General features: G+C 68.2%; 18 protein-coding genes and 2 pseudogenes. 13 read left to right on the top strand and 7 right to left on the bottom strand.

From position 1 onward, the window contains the following. Window positions 1-56 precede the first annotated feature (56 nt). Both A3CU_RS0128895 and ku read right to left on the bottom strand, forming a co-directional pair. Entirely contained in the window at window positions 57-245 is a 189-nt protein-coding gene (locus tag A3CU_RS0128895; protein ID WP_027945223.1) for a hypothetical protein, read from the bottom strand. A gap of 82 nt (window positions 246-327) precedes the next feature. Then, complete coding sequence (gene ku, locus A3CU_RS0128900; RefSeq protein WP_027945224.1) at window positions 328-1,182, bottom strand: non-homologous end joining protein Ku; 855 nt, start codon at window positions 1,180-1,182, stop codon at window positions 328-330. A 208-nt stretch (window positions 1,183-1,390) separates the two neighbouring features. On the opposite strand from ku, the gene A3CU_RS0128905 reads away from it, so the two are divergent. The 8 genes and pseudogenes from A3CU_RS0128905 to erm form a co-directional block, all read left to right on the top strand. Next, window positions 1,391-2,257 carry an SAM-dependent methyltransferase gene (locus A3CU_RS0128905; RefSeq protein ID WP_027945225.1) on the top strand — a complete coding sequence of 289 codons (867 nt, stop codon included), beginning with the start codon at window positions 1,391-1,393 and terminating at the stop codon, window positions 2,255-2,257. 91 nt (window positions 2,258-2,348) lie between these two features. After that, window positions 2,349-2,870, top strand: coding sequence for an RNA polymerase sigma factor (locus tag A3CU_RS0128910; protein WP_052372356.1), 522 nt, complete (start codon window positions 2,349-2,351; stop codon window positions 2,868-2,870). Beyond that, window positions 2,867-3,469, top strand: coding sequence for a methylated-DNA--[protein]-cysteine S-methyltransferase (locus A3CU_RS0128915; protein ID WP_027945227.1), 603 nt, complete (start codon window positions 2,867-2,869; stop codon window positions 3,467-3,469). The genes A3CU_RS0128910 and A3CU_RS0128915 overlap by 4 nt, the downstream gene beginning before the upstream one ends. A 47-nt stretch (window positions 3,470-3,516) precedes the next feature. Then, window positions 3,517-3,981, top strand: a complete 465-nt coding sequence (locus A3CU_RS0128920; protein WP_245617386.1) for a DinB family protein — start codon at window positions 3,517-3,519, stop codon at window positions 3,979-3,981. Window positions 3,982-4,090: 109 nt separating this feature from the next. Continuing rightward, window positions 4,091-4,597, top strand: a complete 507-nt coding sequence (locus A3CU_RS51505) for a DUF3761 domain-containing protein (protein ID WP_084143898.1) — start codon at window positions 4,091-4,093, stop codon at window positions 4,595-4,597. Between the two features lie 876 nt (window positions 4,598-5,473). Beyond that, entirely contained in the window at window positions 5,474-6,403 is a 930-nt protein-coding gene (locus A3CU_RS0128930) for an LLM class flavin-dependent oxidoreductase (protein WP_027945230.1), read from the top strand. A 142-nt stretch (window positions 6,404-6,545) separates the two neighbouring features. After that, the gene (locus A3CU_RS47150) at window positions 6,546-7,208 is read left to right on the top strand and encodes a hypothetical protein (RefSeq protein ID WP_052372358.1); all 663 of its coding nucleotides are present in this window, start codon (window positions 6,546-6,548) and stop codon (window positions 7,206-7,208) included. A gap of 575 nt (window positions 7,209-7,783) precedes the next feature. Next, window positions 7,784-8,521: pseudogene (gene erm, locus A3CU_RS0128940) on the top strand (ErmE/ErmH/ErmO/ErmR family 23S rRNA (adenine(2058)-N(6))-methyltransferase); the annotation flags it as partial. Between the two features lie 86 nt (window positions 8,522-8,607). Here the strand turns inward: erm and A3CU_RS53655 are convergent. Together A3CU_RS53655 and A3CU_RS55800 are read right to left on the bottom strand one after the other, a co-directional pair. Beyond that, window positions 8,608-9,228 (bottom strand): alpha/beta hydrolase, encoded by a 621-nt coding sequence (locus A3CU_RS53655; protein ID WP_169739704.1) that lies wholly within the window; start codon window positions 9,226-9,228, stop codon window positions 8,608-8,610. A gap of 199 nt (window positions 9,229-9,427) precedes the next feature. Next, window positions 9,428-9,886, bottom strand: a pseudogene (locus A3CU_RS55800) (alpha/beta fold hydrolase); the annotation flags it as partial. On the opposite strand from A3CU_RS55800, the gene A3CU_RS54715 reads away from it, so the two are divergent. Next, complete coding sequence (locus A3CU_RS54715) at window positions 9,852-10,259, top strand: hypothetical protein (protein ID WP_245617388.1); 408 nt, start codon at window positions 9,852-9,854, stop codon at window positions 10,257-10,259. The pseudogene A3CU_RS55800 and the gene A3CU_RS54715 overlap by 35 nt on opposite strands. A gap of 81 nt (window positions 10,260-10,340) precedes the next feature. On the opposite strand, the gene A3CU_RS47160 is transcribed toward A3CU_RS54715, so the two are convergent. Next, window positions 10,341-11,516 (bottom strand): sensor histidine kinase, encoded by a 1,176-nt coding sequence (locus A3CU_RS47160; RefSeq protein WP_063628909.1) that lies wholly within the window; start codon window positions 11,514-11,516, stop codon window positions 10,341-10,343. Continuing rightward, entirely contained in the window at window positions 11,513-12,163 is a 651-nt protein-coding gene (locus A3CU_RS0128970; protein ID WP_027945235.1) for a response regulator transcription factor, read from the bottom strand. Before A3CU_RS0128970 ends, A3CU_RS47160 begins: the two co-directional genes overlap by 4 nt. Window positions 12,164-12,287: 124 nt before the next feature. On the opposite strand from A3CU_RS0128970, the gene A3CU_RS0128975 reads away from it, so the two are divergent. From A3CU_RS0128975 to A3CU_RS0128990, 4 genes are read left to right on the top strand one after another with little or no spacing between them, the layout of a single operon-like run. Beyond that, window positions 12,288-12,845: a hypothetical protein gene (locus A3CU_RS0128975; protein ID WP_027945236.1), complete on the top strand. Its 558-nt coding sequence runs from the start codon at window positions 12,288-12,290 to the stop codon at window positions 12,843-12,845. Continuing rightward, window positions 12,842-13,948, top strand: a complete 1,107-nt coding sequence (locus tag A3CU_RS0128980) for a peptidoglycan-binding protein (protein ID WP_052372360.1) — start codon at window positions 12,842-12,844, stop codon at window positions 13,946-13,948. Before A3CU_RS0128975 ends, A3CU_RS0128980 begins: the two co-directional genes overlap by 4 nt. Next, the gene (locus A3CU_RS0128985; RefSeq protein ID WP_027945238.1) at window positions 13,945-14,610 is read left to right on the top strand and encodes an ABC transporter ATP-binding protein; all 666 of its coding nucleotides are present in this window, start codon (window positions 13,945-13,947) and stop codon (window positions 14,608-14,610) included. The genes A3CU_RS0128980 and A3CU_RS0128985 overlap by 4 nt, the downstream gene beginning before the upstream one ends. Next, the gene (locus A3CU_RS0128990) at window positions 14,610-15,839 is read left to right on the top strand and encodes an ABC transporter permease (protein ID WP_211246542.1); all 1,230 of its coding nucleotides are present in this window, start codon (window positions 14,610-14,612) and stop codon (window positions 15,837-15,839) included. Before A3CU_RS0128985 ends, A3CU_RS0128990 begins: the two co-directional genes overlap by 1 nt. Before the next feature lie 16 nt (window positions 15,840-15,855). Here the strand turns inward: A3CU_RS0128990 and A3CU_RS47165 are convergent, their stop codons facing one another. Continuing rightward, window positions 15,856-16,575 (bottom strand): alpha/beta fold hydrolase, encoded by a 720-nt coding sequence (locus A3CU_RS47165; protein ID WP_245617389.1) that lies wholly within the window; start codon window positions 16,573-16,575, stop codon window positions 15,856-15,858. Window positions 16,576-16,605 lie beyond the last annotated feature (30 nt).

A 16,605-nucleotide genomic window follows, 5' to 3' on the forward strand; every position in this document is an offset into this window, starting at 1 on the left:
TCAGCCGGTTCTCCGGTGACGGTTTGCGAACTATGTGCCCGCCCCCGCGAAGCGGTTCAGCCGACGAGCGCGAGGTCGGCGGCGCAGGGGCAGCCGCCGTCGAGGTCGGCGCAGACCAGGCTCAGCCGGTGTCGCGCGGGGTCGAGGCTGGTGCAGGTCTCGGTGCAGCCCACGTCGCCGTTTTCGTGCACGACGAGCGTGCCGTGGCAGTGATCGAGCCCGCTCAGGCAACTACGGCAATCCATGCCGCATTTACTATCACCCGGCCCCGACAATCCCGTGCACGCCCGCCCGGCGTGTCGGTCACGTCACGCCGGGAACACCGGCTCAACTCGCGCGCGGGCGGCGGGAGGAGGAGGAGGAGGAACGCTTCGCCGGCGTCTTGCGCGCGGCGGGCTTGCGGGTCTTCTTCGCCTCCGACACGCTCGCCTCCAGCGCCGCCATCAGGTCCACCACGTCCGACTTCGCGGCCCGCGTGGGCGGTTTCACGGTGCCCTTGCCGCCGCGGATCTTCTCCTCGATCACCGCCTCCAGGGCCTCCCGGTACTGATCGGTGTACTTGCCCGGATCGAACAGCGGCTCGGACATCGAATCGATCAACGAGCCGGCCATGCTCAGTTCCTGCGACCGTACCTGCGGCGTTTCCTCGCGCAGGAACGCGAAGTCCGGCTTGCGCACCTCGTCGGGCCACAGCATGGTGGTCATCACCAGCACGTCGGCGTGCACCCGGACCAGGGCGAGGGTCTCCCGCTGCCGCAGCGCGACCTTGGCGATCGCCACCTGACCGGACTTGTGCAGCGCGTCGCGCAGCAGCACATACGGCTTGACCGCCGCCTTTTGCGGCTCCAGGTAGTAGTGACGGTCGTAGTGCAGCGGATCGATGGACTCCAGCGGCACGAACTCCAGCACGTCGATCGTGTTGGAACTGGACAGCGGCAGACCTTGCAGGTCCGCGTCGGTGAGCACGACCATCTCGCCGTCGTCGGTCTCGTACCCCTTGACGATCTCGCTGTAGGGCACCTCGACGCCCTCCACCGAGCAGAACCGCTTGTACTGGATTCGCCCGCCATCGCTCTCGTGCACCTGCCGGAGCGAGACGTTCTTGTTCTCGGTGGCCGCGTACAGCTGGATCGGTATGGTCACCAACCCGAACGAAACGGAGCCCTTCCACATCGACCGCATCGCAGGCACCCTCCACTCCTGGAGTCATAAGCCCAGGTAGAGACGGTACGCGAGAACCGCATCACTGACCAGAAGACCACCTGAACGCGAAACACACCGTGACGCTCGCATGCCGGTCGGTCAGCGCCATCCGGCCGGCCAACCGAACAGAACCGGCGAACTCGCCGGTCCGACTAAGATCGACTCCGCATCGGCGCGGAGGATCGACATGTCGGAAAAACGAGATTCCGAAGCTTTTCCCCTGGAGAGGATCGACCGCGACCATCCCAACGTCGCCCGGGTCTACGACTACTACCTGGGCGGTACGGCCAACTATGCGGTCGATCGCGTGTTCGCCGAGAAGGCGCTCGCCCAGTTCCCGTTCGTGCGCCCGGCGTCCAAGTCGAACCGCCTGTTCCTGCACCGGGCGGTGCGGCATCTGATCAAGCGCGGCATCCGGCAGTTCGTCGACGTCGGTTCCGGGGTGCCCACCATGGGCAGCACCCACCAGGTGGCCGAAGAACTCACGCCGGACGCACGGGTCGTCTACATCGACAACGAAGCGGTGGCGGTCGCACACTCGCAGGTGCTGCTGGAGCAGGACGGCGACCTGCACCGGCATGCGGTGGTGCAGGCGGACCTGCGCGACCCCGCCTTGTTATGGCGAAAGGTCGCGGACACCGGCGTCATCGACCTCAACCAGCCGCTGGCGCTGATGATGATCGCCGTGCTACACGTCACGCAGCCCGGCCCGGACGGGTCGGACATCGGGCCGCAGGTGGTCGCGGAGTACCGCGAGATGCTTCCTTCCGGGTCGTACCTCGTGCTCTCACACGGCACGGCGGACGGCGTCCCGGCGGAACGCGCCCGGGAAATGGCCGAGTTCCGCAAGATGTACGACAACACCCCGACGCCGGTGATCTGGCGCCCGCGAGCGGAGATCGAGGCGCTCTTCGGCGAACTCGAACTGATCGAGCCCGGCGCGACCTGGACACCGCTGTGGCACCCGGAGGAACAGGGCCCGTCCGCGCCCCTGATCTACTTCGCGGACCCCAACGAATCCGTGGTGTGGGCCGGGGTCGCATACAAACCCTGAGCTCACGTTCCCGGCCGCCTGGGCGTCTACTGGATATGAAACCCACCGTCTCCAGACACTCGCCCGGGCCGGGCCAAGATCGTGAGCGGCGATGAACACTGAGCACGTATCCGCCGGGGCCCGGGGCGACCGGGCGGGGCTTCGGCGACCGTTCGAGGCCCTCGTGCGGACATACGGCCCGATGGTGCTGCGGGTATGCCGGGCGGTGCTCGGGCCGGCCGACGCCGAAGACGCGTGGTCGGAGACGTTCCTCTCCGCCTTGAAGGCATACCCCGAGCTCCCCGTGGACGCCAACGTCGAGGCGTGGCTGGTGACGATCGCGCACCGCAAGGCGATCGACGTCGTCCGTGCGCGGGAACGGCGGCCGGTCACGGTGCCCGAGGTGCCCGAACGGCCGAGCCTGTCGGGGCGGCCCGAGGAGTGGGACGGTGATCTCTGGGCCGCGCTGGGCGCGCTGCCGGACAAGCAACGGGCCGCCGTCGCCTACCACTACCTGGCGGGCCTGCCCTACCGGGAGATCGCCGAGATCACCGGGGGCAGCACGGATGCCGCGCGCAGGGCCGCCGCCGACGGGATGAAAACGCTGCGGGCCACCTATGGAGGAAGATCATGACAACGGAATTCGAGCGCTGGCTGGGACCCACTCAAACCGACGACGAAACCGTCGCCCGTCTCCACGAGCGGCTGGTGGCCATGGCGGAGCAGAAGCAGTTGCTGGACATCGCCTACCGGACGATCGACACGCCGGTCGGGGTGCTGTTGGTGGCCGCGACCGACCAAGGGCTGCTGCGGGTGGCCTACGAACGCGAGGATCACGACGCGGTGCTGGCGAAGCTGGCCGAGCGGGTGAGTTCGCGGATCCTGCACGCACCGGGCCGGCTGGACCCCCTCGTCCGCCAGTTCGACGAGTATTTCGCCGGGGAGCGCACGAAGTTCGACGTGTCCCTGGACTTCCGGCTCTCCAAGGGATTCCGGCGTACGGTGCTGGCGCATCTGCCGGAGATCGCCTACGGGCACACGGAAAGCTACGCCCAGGTGGCCGCCGCCGCGGGCAGCCCGAGGGCGGTGCGGGCGGTGGGGACCGCGTGCGCGACCAACCCGCTGCCGGTCGTGGTGCCCTGCCACCGGGTCGTGCGCTCGGACGGCTCGTTCGGCGGCTACGTGGGCGGCGAAGAGGCAAAGCGGACCCTGTTGACCCTGGAAGCCGCCTGATCCCCGTAAGGTGACCTGGCACTTTCTGCGCCCGGACCGGAGGACTCGTGCTGATCGCGAAAAACGTGTACCTGCATTTCGCCGACCAAGCGCTGGACGGAATGTCGGCGATCCTGCGCACGCTGGGGGACGAACTGGCCAACAAGCGCCCGGATCTTCCGGGCGCGAATTCTCCCTACGCCATTGTCACCCACTGCCTGGGCGTGCTGAACTTCTGGGCGGGCGGACTGGTCGCGGGACGCGAGGTGGTGCGCGACCGCGAGGCCGAGTTCACCGCCTCCGGCCCGGTCGAGGAGTTGGTGTCCCGAGTGGAAGCCGCCAAGTTGCAGTTCCATGAGGACGTCACCACGGCTGATCCGAGCGCCCCGCTGCGCAAGGAGCCTCACCCCGCGTACCAGGACACCCCGGCCGGCCTCACCCAGGGTGGCGCGCTGCAACACGTCTACGAGGAACTGGCCCAGCACCACGGCCAACTCGAGGTCACCCGAGATCTGTTGACGGCAAACGGATAGCGAAAAAACAGATCCGTTCTGAAATTCCAAGAATAACGGCATCGCCCGTAACGTATCGCGGCCCCGGCTCGATTTCGAGCTGTCACGTGAATACGCAATGGAGGGCGCTATGCCACGAAACCCTGACCGCAGCAACACCCGAAGACGGGCGCTCTCCCGTGCCGCTTCCGTCCTGGGCGGGCTGGTGCTCGGCGCGGGCGCACTTGCCGGTTGTCAGACCGGAAACCCGGCCCCCGGGACCTCTTCGACCCTGTCGCTTTCAGCGATACCAAGCAGTTCGACCCCGAGCGTCGCACAAACCACGACCGAGGCGGCAGTTCCGTCCGCACCGGCCAGCACACCGCAGGCCTCGGCCACCACACCGCAGGCCCCGCCCGCCCCGCCGAAACAGTCCCCCGCTGTCGCCGCGGCACCGAAACCTTCCAGTTCGGCGCACAGTGCCTCGTGCCCAGCGGGCACTTACCAGAACGTGGACGGCGTGTGTGTGAAACGCCCGGTTCAGGCCCCGGCCCCGCCGGCCGGAGCAACCGCGAAATGCAAGGACGGCACCTACAGTTTCAGCCAGCACCGCAGCGGCACCTGCTCCGGGCATGGCGGCGTCGCTCAATGGCTGTAGCCGGTTAATCCGCACGCCCTCGAGGAACCCGGCTGGCCTGCCGGGAAGCACTGAGGGACCCCGGGACGGCCCCCGGGGTCCCTCAGCCTTGCGTGATCGGCTAACGGGGGAAGGTGATCTTTGCATGCGGGCCACGTTAATAATTACGCTGTGTGCGCACAGGATGCCATATACCGAAATCCGTCCAATGGTGGACGAACCCGGCCTGTCCGGGCGTATTCGGAATGACGGAAGCCCCGGAGTTCGCGGAGGAGACCACCACCACCGTGACCGCGGCTTGCGCCGGTGAAGCACAAAGCAACCGGCTGGCGTGTCCGACAGAAACTTTGGCATACAAACGTTTCCGCCACGTCAAAACAGACCAAGGGCAAGCAACTAACCCCTCGCCATCGCGTCCGAGACGGGCGGATTCGGCGACTGGCAAGGGTTTCCGAGCTTCGCCGGTCGACATCCGGAGAACTACAAAAGTGCGACCTCAGCGCGCCGCGACAAGCTTCCACTCACTGATCAGTTCGACGACTCGATTTGCAGCTCCTGCCGACACACCCTGGTTTCCCAGATTGCCCTACACACCGGCAGAGCAGCGACGCGGCCGGCGTGCTGCCGTCCAGCACAAGAGAGAAAGGCTAACGCGCTTTACGAGATCGGGCCGAGGTCGCCCGGCTGGTCCCCGCCGTCCCGGGGCGGCGGCCAGGCTGCGGGCACTCGCCAGTCTCAGCACCGCAGGGAGGTGATGCGACGGTCCCCTCCGCGCAGGGGTCAACAGAGACGGCTATGGCGCATCCCACAGGGGCGCGAGTTGAAGTTCGTAGGACGAACTAATATTGTTCGTGATACGAACTCAAGATCGTCGTCCATGGGAACGAGGAAAGAACCATGTCTGAACAGCGAGTCGTCTTCGGCTTCGGTGCGCACAGCACCGTCGACGACGGACCGGAACTGTTGCGCATGACGGAGCAAGCCGACCGGGACGGGCTCGACATCTTCTCACTGTCGGACCATCCCTACCTCGGCGGGCGCCTGGACGCCAACGCCACGATCGGATTCATCCTCGGTCGCACGCAACACATCGCGGGCTTCGCCAACGTCACCAACCTGCCGACCCGGCCCGCACCGATGCTGGCCCGAACGGTGACGTCGCTGTCGGCGCTGTCCGGAGGCCGCATCGTGCTCGGCGCGGGCGCGGGTGGGTTGTGGGACCGGATCGCCGCCATGGGCGTGCCCCGGTTGTCGCCCGGCGAGGCCGTTGAAGCCTTCGAGGAATCGATCGTCCTGATCAAAAAGCTCTCCGGAGGTGGCCCGCCGGTCACCTACCGCGGCCGCCACTACCAGGTGGACCAACTCGAGCCCGCGCCGGTGGCCGCGCCGGAAGTTTGGACCGGATCGGTCGGCCCGAAGTCCCTGGCCGCCACCGGCCGGGTGGCCGACGGCTGGATCCCCGGCCACGCAGCGGATTGGCGCAGCGAGCGATACCGCGCGTCGCGGCCGATCATCGACGAAGCCGCGGCGGCCGTGGGCCGCGACCCCCGGGAGATCCGCACGGTCTTCAACTTCCCTGGACGCATCACCGATCGGCCGCTGACCAACACTCGTAACGCCGACGGTCGCTGGGTCGGCGGCTCAGCCGGCCAGTGGATCGAAGAGCTGACCGAAGCCGTGCTGGAACACCGCGCCTCAGGCTTCATCCTCTTCTCGCCCGCCGGCGGCACACAGGACAGCATCTCCCTCGGCCGCTGGGCCAACGAGATCGTCCCGGCCGTGCGCGAAGCGATCACGAAGGAGACCGTGTCCGCTCGGCGGCCGTGATCCAACCGAACGCATCCGCGTACCGTCGCAGAGTTCAAAAACCAGTAAAATCACGATCCGCGCCGCGCTCGTTCGCCGAGATGAACATCACGTTTTTGACATACCTCTGCGTGAAACGCCGGTAATCACTACCGTCCTGCCGATGAGCTACCCACCGCAGCCTGGGCAACCGCAGCCTGATCCGTACGGCCGGCAGGGACTGTACGGGCAGCAACCGAACGCCGGCGGATTCCCACCGCAGCAACAGTACGGCCACCAGCCGTATCCCGGCGGCTATCCGCAGGGCCAGTTCGGCGGTTACGGCGGTCCCCAGCCCCCGAAGAAGAAGACCGGGCTCTGGGTCGGCCTCGGCATCCTCGCGGTTGCCGTCGCCGCCTTCCTGATCACCGGTCTCGCCGCACCCGGCTTCCTGCTGAGCAAGGACAACAACGGCAACAATCAGGCGGCGCCCGGGGATCTCGGTGGCACGAGCGGCCAGCCCGGTTCCAGCCCGCAGGCCACGGTGCAAGCGATGCTCACCGCGCTGAACGCGAAGGACACGGCCACGCTCATCAGCATGAAGTGTGCGGACGCAAGCTCGAGCGTACAGGCGGGCATCGACGACATCGACGCAGTGGAACGTTTCGAGATGGGTCCCCCGGGCACCGAGACGCCGACCTCGTACGAGCAAACCCTGATGGTCACAGCCGGAGGCCGCACCGCTCCGTATACCGGCACGCTGGCCAAGGAAGGCGGGAAGTGGTGCTGGCAGGGACTCAAGTCCGGCTCCAGCTCCTCGAGTTCGCGAACCCGCAGCAGCTCCTAAGCACCGACCAACTGACAACCGGCCGCTGACCAGCGCGGCCCGGCCAGCCGAACAGCGTGGGCGCAGTCCGTTCCCACGCCTCACACAGCCGGGCCGCGCTGATCTTTGTCACGCCCTGCCCAAACCGTTCGGCATCCGGGCTTCGGCGCCGGCTCCCCGGGCTTGCGCCCGGCTCGACGCCCATGTCCGAACCCGGTCAGCACCGGCAACTGATCCGGCAGTCCACACAGGACTCCAGGTGTTCGAGGACCCGCCCACCCGATCGGCGGGTGCGAGGACTTGACCAGGCTGGGTTGAGCAACATGTGCGCCCATGGCGACGAGCTTCGCGGAAAAACCCGTGGCAACTTCAGCCGATCCTTGGCTAGCCTCGTCCTCATGTACGGCATCTGTTTCATGCGTCTGCGCAGCAGCCGGGCTCTGGCTCGCTAGCTTCGCAGGACGCGAGCCCAGGGCCCACCGAGATCCCGTTCATCTCGAGGACCCGAAAGGGCTTTTGCTGTGGCGCAGGACTTCGCGCACGGAAACTATTCGCATACCCAGAGGAAGGTCAAATATCCAGGCCGCGCTCGCACGCCCAAAGATCGGGCGCGACGCGAGCTATCCCAGAATTTCCTGGTCGACCGGCATGCCGTGGAGCTGCTGCTCAAGGCAGCACAGCCGAGCGGTCTTGTGCTCGAGCCCGGCGCGGGTGAGGGAATACTCACCATGGCGCTGGCCGACGCGGGCGCCGAGGTCGTGGGCTACGAGATCGACCCGCTGCTGGCGGCCAAGCTCCGGGCCAGGACCAAGCTGAAGATCGTCCGGGGTGACTTCACCGCCATGCGGCCGCCGGGCAGGCCGTTCGCGGTCGTGGGGAGCATCCCGTACTCGATTACCTCCAAGATCGTCGACTGGTGCCTGCGGGCGCCGAAGCTGACCTCTGCCACCTTGGTGACCCAGCTCGAGTACGCCCGCAAGCGCAGCGGCGACTTCGGCCGGTGGAGCCTGGTGACAGTGGAACGCTGGCCGTGGTTCTCGTGGAAGTTGCACGGGAGGGTCGACCGGGAAAGTTTCCGGCCCGTCCCTTCCGTCGACTCGGCGATCCTGCGGATCGAGCGGCGACCGGAGCCTCTCGTCGACGAGAGCGGCGCCTGGCAGGAGCTGGTGAGGCTGGGGTTTTCGGGCGTCGGCGGCTCGCTCTACGCCTCCCTACACCGGCATTACGGCGGGGTGGACGCGGCCTTCGAACGAGCGGGCATCGCCCGTGACGAGGTGGTGGCCTTCGTGCGTCCCAACCAGTGGGTCACGCTCTTCAACTCACTGCAACGCTGACCCCACCGGCTTGGCCGTCGCCTTGATGGCGGCGGCCAAGCCGGGTGACGTCGAAACCGCGACCGGCGAACAGGCCTGCGATCAGCTCACCCACCCGTACCCGGCGACGGAGGAGGCCCTCCGGTGCCACCCGGCGTTTCAATGTCAGGGCAGCGGGTCCCGGACGCCGGGAGCTTCAGGTTGATCAGGTAGTCCTCGACGATGCTGTTGATGCAGGCGCTCGGGCCCGCGTGGGCCGTGCTCGGGTAGATGGTGTGGCCGTAGCCCTCGTAGGTGACGAGCGTGGCGCCGGTTTGCTTGGCAGCGCCTTGGGACCAGGTGTAGACCGTGGCGAAGTCGTGGACGTTGCCGAGCAGCATCATCGCGGGCGCATTCCCGGTGTGCGCCGGCTGCTGCGGGTAGGTGGTCTTGCCGGTGTAGCCGACGCAGTCCAGGGCGCTGTTGGCGTATGGGCTCCACTGCACGGTGGGATACGAACGCGCCAGCCGCTCCGACAGTGCCGACCACTCGGCATAGTCCCGCACCTGCATGCGCCAGTCCTGGCAGAACCACACTTCGTGCGGCAGCTGTACCCGCCCTGCCGGCGGACCGTCGCCGCCCGGCGGGGGCGGCACCTGTCCCGTCGGCGTCCCGTCGTACCGGGACTTGATCATGGAGGCCGCTTCCCGCCACCGGTCGGGGAGGTTCGCGAGGTTGACAGTCCTCAACAGCGCGGCGAAGCTGACTGGCTTGCCGGTGTCCGGGTCGGTCAGGGTGCCGCGGCGGGCACGCTCGCGGACCTCGGATGTAGGTCTTCGTGGTGCCCCGGCCGTAGAGCGCGCAATCGGGCGTCATGTCGCACCACTTGGCGAACTGCGTGAAGTTCTCCTCGAGGGCACCCGCCCCGGCGCTCATCAAGTCCCACGCGGTACGCACGTTCAGGTGGTCCATGTTCCCGTCGCCGACGAGGGCGCGGACGCGGTTCGGGAACATCTGCGCGTACAACTGCACGGCCAGGGTTCCGTAGGAGTACCCGATCTGGGTGATCTTCTCCTCACCGAGTGCCGCCCGGATAGCGTCGATGTCGCGCACTGTCTGACGTGTGTCCGTGTGGTCGTACAGCGGGCCGGTGAGGCGTCGGCAGTTCTCACTCAGCTGCCGCTTCGCCGCCACCAGCGCATCGAAGTCGGCCTGGCTGTGCGGATCTTTCATCGCCTCGACGCGGTCGGCCTCGGCTTGGTCGCAGGTGATCGGGCTGCTGGTGTTGACGCCGCGCGGGTCGTAGGTCACGACGTCGAAGCGCTCGCGCACCGCGTCGGAGAACACCTTGCCTTGCCGGAGGATCATGTCGGTGACGCCCGAGGTGCCGGGCCCGCCCGGATCCATGATGGCCGTACCGATGCGCTTGCCCGGGTCCTTGGCCTTGACGCGCGACACACCGATGTGGATCTTCTCGCCGCCCGGATCGTCCCAGTCCAGCGGGACTTCGAGGGTCCCGCACTCGATCGGGTCGGTGGTGTCCGGGCAGTGCCGCCAGTCGATGGCGCCGATGTACGCCGATACGTCGATCTCCCCCTTGTGGTCCGTGGGCGAATCGGCGTGGGCGGGAACGAGGTTCGTCATAAGTGCGGCCAGTGCCGCGGCCGCCGCCATCATCGACCTGCCGGGACGGATCCGCGGAGTTCGCCGCGGTGCCCGGTGCGGGGAGCCGCACGGGCTGGGCCGGGTCTGGGTCGTGTCATCCAACACGCGCTCCTGAAGTGTGAGTCGGTCGTTCGTCCATGGCCAGGCTCGCAGGGGCGGCGTTTTCCGTTGGTTACCAAGAACGTTGACCGACTCTTCACCGCCCAGCCCGAACAGGACGGGGTGTTGTCGGCGGCGCCGAAGCGGGCGCCGCAGGGAGTCGCACGGTGATCGCCAGTCCCCCGTCGGCGTTTGCGCGGGCGTCGACCACCGCGCGGTGCGCCTCGGCGATGGCGGACACAATGGACAGTCCGAGCCCGGCGCTCCGGCCGGTGCCCACGCGGGGCGCGTGCAGCCGCCGGAAGGGCTCGAAAAGCTCCGGGAGCCGCTCGGCCGGCACGGGCGGGCCGGTGTTGGTGACGACCACACCCGCATCGGGCGAGGTGCGGACGCCGACGCGACCGCCCGGATGGTTGTAGCGGATCCCGTTGTGGATCAGGTTGCCGATCAGCCGGGTGAGCATTACGGAATCGCCCATCGCGGGCACTGATCGCAGGTCGAGGTCGATTGTCACGCCGGCCGTGGTCGCCAGTGCCTCGTGCTGCTCGGCCGCATCGTGGGCCACGGCGGCGAGATCGAGCAACTCCGGGTTGTCCGGGGAACGTTCGCCTTGCGCGAGGGTAAGGAGGCTCTCGATGAGGCGTTCCGTGCGCAGGTTTGCTTCGAGCAGTTCGCCGCGCATCCGGGCGAGTTGTTCCTGCGACGGGTTTTCGAGGCCGATCTCGATCGCGGCGCGCTGGATCGCCAGCGGTGTGCGCAGCTCGTGCGAGGCGTTGGCGGCGAACCGGCGCTGGTTGTCGGCGGCCCGCTCCAGACGGTCCAGCATGGCGTCGAACGTGTCGGCCAGTTCCCGTAGTTCGTCCCGCGGTCCGTCCAGCGCGATGCGTTCGTGCAGGGTGGAAAGAGAGAGCCGCTTGGCGGTCTCGGTGATGTGGTGCACCGGGCGCAGCGCCCGGCCGGCGAGCCACCACCCCGCGAAGGCGCCGATCACGGCCAGGGCGGTGGCGGCGACCCAGGTCACCGTCCACTGGTACTGGTGTACGGCGATCTCGACCGCTTTCTGCGGGACATCATGACCGTCCGGCGCGATGAACCCCCCGGACGGCGGGATCAGATCGCCCCCCTTGGGCAGGCCCGGCGGGCCCACTATGCGTTCGAGCAGCAGATTGACCGCCACCATGACGGTTGTGGTCGTGGCGATGAACAGCCCCGCGTACAGCGCGGTCAGCCGCGCGCGCACCGTGGTGAACTTCGGGCTGACGTGGATCCTCACAGCCGGTACCCGCCGGGCACGGTGGTGATCACCGACGGTTCTCCCAGCTTCGCCCGGAGCTTGCTGATCGTCACCTTGACCACGGTGGTGAAGGGGTCCGTGTTTTCGTCCCAGGCCCGTTCCAGCAGTTCTTCGGTGGTTACCACGGCACCCCGCGCCTGCATCAGCACTTCGAGGACGGCGAACTCCTTGCGGGACAACGCCAGATAGCGGCTGTCCCGGAACGCCTGGCGCCGTGGCCCGTCCAGCGTGATCCCGTAGCACTCCAGCACGGGCGGCAGCGCGACCGCCTGGCGTCGGCCGAGGGCCTGGACGCGCGCGACGAGTTCGGCGTACGCGAAGGGTTTGGCGAGGTAGTCGTCGGCGCCCAGGCCGAGCCCCTGGACGCGTTGGTTCACCGCGCCCGAGGCGGTCAGCATGAGGATGCGCACCGCGGCCCCCTTCGCTACGACCTGCCGGCACACGTCGTCGCCGTGCACCTCGGGAAGGTCGCGGTCGAGCACGAGCACGTCGTAGTCGTCGGCAGCGAGCCGCTCGAGCGCCGCCGCCCCGTCGTAGGCGATGTCGACAGCCATGCCGTGCCGCCGCAGCCCATCCGCCACCAGCCCGGCCAGCACCTGCTCGTCTTCGACCACCAATACCCGCATGCGTCCCCTTGTAATAGGTGATCGGTGACGGGCCGGTTAACGATTCCGGTCACCACCGCGCAACCGCCCGCTTGCCAGCCTGATCGCCCGGTACCAAATCCGATTACCTGGCAAGGGAGAACATATGCGCATCGGAGCGGGACTCGCGCTCGGGACGCTGGTGCTCATCGGCACGCTGACGGCCTGCGGCGGAGGCGGCGACGCCGACGACGGCATCGCCTCGGCCAACTCCGGCAAGCCCAGCGCGACCGCGAGCAACAGCGGTGGCGCGGGAGAGACCAAGGACGGCACGGCCTTCGCGAAGTGCATGCGGGACAACGGGGTACCCGAATTCCCCGACCCGGAGACCAACGGGTCGATGATCTTGCCCGAGGGCGCCGACACGAGCAAGCTCGACTCCGCGCAGAAGCTCTGCCAGGACAAGCTGCCGGGCGGCGGCGAACCGCGGAAGCTGAGCGCCGAAGACCAAGAGAAGCAGCGGAAGTTCGCGCAGTGCATGCGGGACAACGGGTTGACCGAATTCCCCGATCCGGAACCCGGCGCCACCGGCTCGGTGCTCAGCCAGGAAAGCAACCTGAACCCCGAGGATCCGAAGTTCAAAGAGGCCGATCAGAAGTGCGAGCAGTACCACCCGTCCGGGCTCGGCGCTCCCGGAGGCAAGGTCGGCGGGGGGATGAAGTGAGTGGCAGCAGGCGGCGCAGGCACCGCACCGGCAAGGTGGTGCTGGTCGCGTTCGGCGTCCTCGCGGTGGCGGCCGGTGTGCTGGCCGCCACCGGCATCGGCCTGCCCGGTGGCGGTCCGGACCCCGCGGCCAAGGAACCGCCCACGGCGCAGGCCACCGCGCAGGTCACCAAGCAGACCATGGTGGACACCAAGACCGAGAACGGGTCGCTGAGCTACGGCGACACCGGCACGGTCAAGGCTGCGCTCGGCGGGACGGTCACCCGGCTCCCCGGTCCCGGCTCGATCGTGGCACGCGGGTCCGCACTGTACAAAGTGGACAACAAGCCGGTGATCCTGCTGTACGGCTCGATGCCCGCGTACCGCACGCTCACCGTGGGCGCCGAAGGCGACGACGTCAAGCAGTTCGAGGAGAATCTCGCCGCGCTCGGCTACACCGGCTTCAAGGTCGACAAGTTGTTCACCGATGCCACCGCGACCGCGGTCAAGGCGTGGCAGGAAGATCTCGGACTGGACAAGACCGGCCAGGTTGAGCCCGGACGCATCTTCTACGCCGATGGGCAGATCAGGGTGGACGATCTCAAGGCCGCGGCCGGCGACATGCTGCAACCAGGCCAGGAACTGCTTACCGACAGCAGCACGTCGCGGGTCGTCATCGTCAAACTCGGCATGGACGACCAGCGGTTGGCCAAGAAGGACGCGACCGTCACGGTCGACCTGCCGAACGGCAAGTCGACACCGGGGAAGATCACCGACACGCGGACGGTGGCGGAAAGCGACTCGAGCGGCTCGGGAACAGGCGGCTCCGGCGACTCGGCCAAGACCAAGATCAAGGTGACCATCTCGGTCGAGGATCAGAGCACTCTCGAGGGCCTCGACGAGGCGTCGGTCGAGGTCGCGTTCACCGCCGGCCAGCGCGAGAACGTGCTGACCGTGCCGGTTTCCGCGCTGCTCGCGCTGTCCGAGGGCGGCTACGGCCTCCAAATCGTGGATGGCACGGCCACCCGCATCGTCGCGATCAAAACCGGGATGTTCGCGCGCGGGCGCGTCGAGGTCTCCGGCGACGGGCTGGCCGAGGGCATGACCGTGGGAGTTCCCTCATGACCGGCGTTGTCGAACTCGACGGGGTGTCCAAGTGGTATCCCGGCGGAGTCACCGCGCTGCGAGACGTCACCCTGAAGATCGGCTATGGCGAACTGGTCGGCATCGTCGGCCCGTCCGGATCCGGCAAGTCCACGATGCTGCACCTCATCGGGACACTCGACCGCCCGTCCGCGGGCACCGTCCGGATCGACGGCCACGACGTCGCCAGGCTCAGCGACCGCAAGCTGTCGGCGTTGCGCGCCCTGCGCCTCGGGTTCGTTTTCCAGCAGTTCCACCTGGCACCCGGGCAAACCGCCCTCGACAACGTCGCCGACGGCCTGCTTTACGCGGGGGTCCCGCTCCGGGAACGGCGGCGGCAGGCCGAAGACGCGCTCGAACGGGTGGGCCTGGCCGACCGGATGGACCACCGGCCGCACGAACTGTCCGGCGGGCAACGGCAACGCGTCGCCATCGCCCGGGCCGTTGCGGGCAAGCCGCCGCTGCTGCTCGCCGATGAGCCCACCGGCAACCTCGACTCGGCCTCCGGCGCGGCGGTGCTGGCACTGCTACGGGACCTGCACGAATCCGGCACGACCGTCCTGATCATCACGCATGACCGGGACCTCGCCGCCGGCCTGCCGCGCCAGGTCACGCTGCGGGACGGAGAGGTGATGGCGGCATGATGACCACGCAGACCAGCTCTCGCACCGACACCGGCCGGCCGCTGAAAGCGAGCCGGCTGCGGGCCCGCGACATCATGCGGGTGGGCAGCGCAGGTCTGCGCACCCGCCCCATGCGGGTCTTCCTGTCGGCGCTCGGCATCGCGATCGGCATCGCCGCGATGGTTTCGGTGGTCGGGATCTCGTCCTCGTCGCAGGCCGACCTCGACCGGCAGCTCAGTGCGTTGGGCACCAACCTGCTCACCGTCACCCCCGGCAAGACCATCGCGGGAGCGGACGCGAAGCTGCCCGAAGAGTCCGTCGCGATGATCGCCCGGATCGGGCCCGTCCAGACGGTCGCGGCGACCGGCTCGACGGAGACCAAGGTCTATCGGAGCGACCGGATCGCCAAGGGCGAGCACGGGAGCATCGGGGTCCTCGCGGCCAAGGAGAACCTGCCGGAGACCGCGGGCGCGGAACTCGCCCAGGGCAGTTGGCTCAACGCCGCGACGTCGACCTACCCGGCGGCGGTGCTGGGTTCGTCGGCCGCGGAGAAGCTGGGTATCACCAAGGTCGACGAGAACGTGCGGATCCTGGTCGGGAAGACCTGGTTCACCGTCGTCGGCATCCTCCAGCCGGTGCCGCTGGCCGAGGAGTTGGACAACACGGTTCTCGTCGGGTGGGATGCGGCGAAGACCTACCTCGCTTTCGACGGGCACCCGACGAGGGTCTACACGCGGTCCGCGGACCCTTCTGTCGAGGCGGTGCGCAAGGTCCTGGCGGCGACCGCGAATCCGCAGTCGCCGAATGAGGTCGAGGTGTCGCGGCCGTCCGATGCCCTGGCCGCGAGGAATGCCGCGAACCAGACGTTCACGAGCCTGCTCGTCGGCCTTGGTGCGGTCGCGTTGCTGGTCGGCGGGGTCGGGGTCGCCAACACCATGGTGATTTCGGTGCTCGAACGGCGGGGCGAGATCGGCCTGCGGCGCTCCCTGGGCGCGACCCGGGGACAGATCCGTACCCAGTTCCTCACCGAGTCGTTGATCCTGTCCGCGCTGGGCGGTGTCGGCGGGGTGCTGCTGGGCGTGGCGGTGACGACGGTGTACGCGTCGACCCAGCGCTGGCCGGCGATGGTCCCCGCGTGGGCCTCCGCCGGCGGTGTCGGGGCGACGCTGTTGATCGGTGCCCTGGCGGGTCTCTACCCGGCGATCCGCGCCGCACGGCTGGCGCCGACGGAGGCCTTGTCGGCGCCGTGACGGCCAGGCTGGCCGGTTAGCGCCGGTCTGCAAACCGGGTCAGGGCGTCGCGGACGCACTCGCTCTTGGCCGGGCTGCTGCGGTGTCCGGACTCGTCGCAGACGAACAACTCCGCGCCGGGCCAGGCGTTGGCCAACTCGTAGGCGGTCGCCACCGGGCAACTCAGGTCCAGGCGACCGTGTACGAGCACGCCGGGAATGCCGGCCAGCCTCCCCGCGTCCCGGATCAGCTCGCCGTCGGCCAGCCAAGCGTGGTTGGCGTAGTAGTGCGCGCAGATCCGTACCAGGGCCAGCAAATCGTCATCGACCGGGCCGCCGAACGAGGTCGGCCCAGCACTGGGCTCAAGCGACAGTACGGTTTCCTCCCACCGCGCCCAGGCGGTTGCTGCTCGCACTCGCACATCCCGGTCCGGGTGTCCCAGCAGCCGGTCGTAAGCGGCGACCACATTCGAGGCGGCACTGTTGGCGCTGCCCGCGCAGGCCACGAACCGCTCGTGCTCCTCCGGGAAGAACCGGGACACCCCGCCGTAGAGCCAGTCGATCTCCCGATGGCGGCTGGTGCTGATCGCGGACAACACGATCTCGGACACCCGGTGCGGATACCGCAGCGCATAGGCCAGCGCCAGCGTGCAACCCCAGGAACCGCCGCGCAGCAGCCAGCGGTCGATGCCCAGGTGCGCACGCAGTAACTCGAGATCCGCGACCAGGTGCGTGGCCCGTGGCAGTCGCGGGGCCATCAACGTGATCATTGGGTGATCGACGCCAAC

The sequence above is a fragment of the Amycolatopsis taiwanensis DSM 45107 genome (genome assembly GCF_000519205.1).
Classification (GTDB): domain Bacteria; phylum Actinomycetota; class Actinomycetes; order Mycobacteriales; family Pseudonocardiaceae; genus Amycolatopsis_E; species Amycolatopsis_E taiwanensis.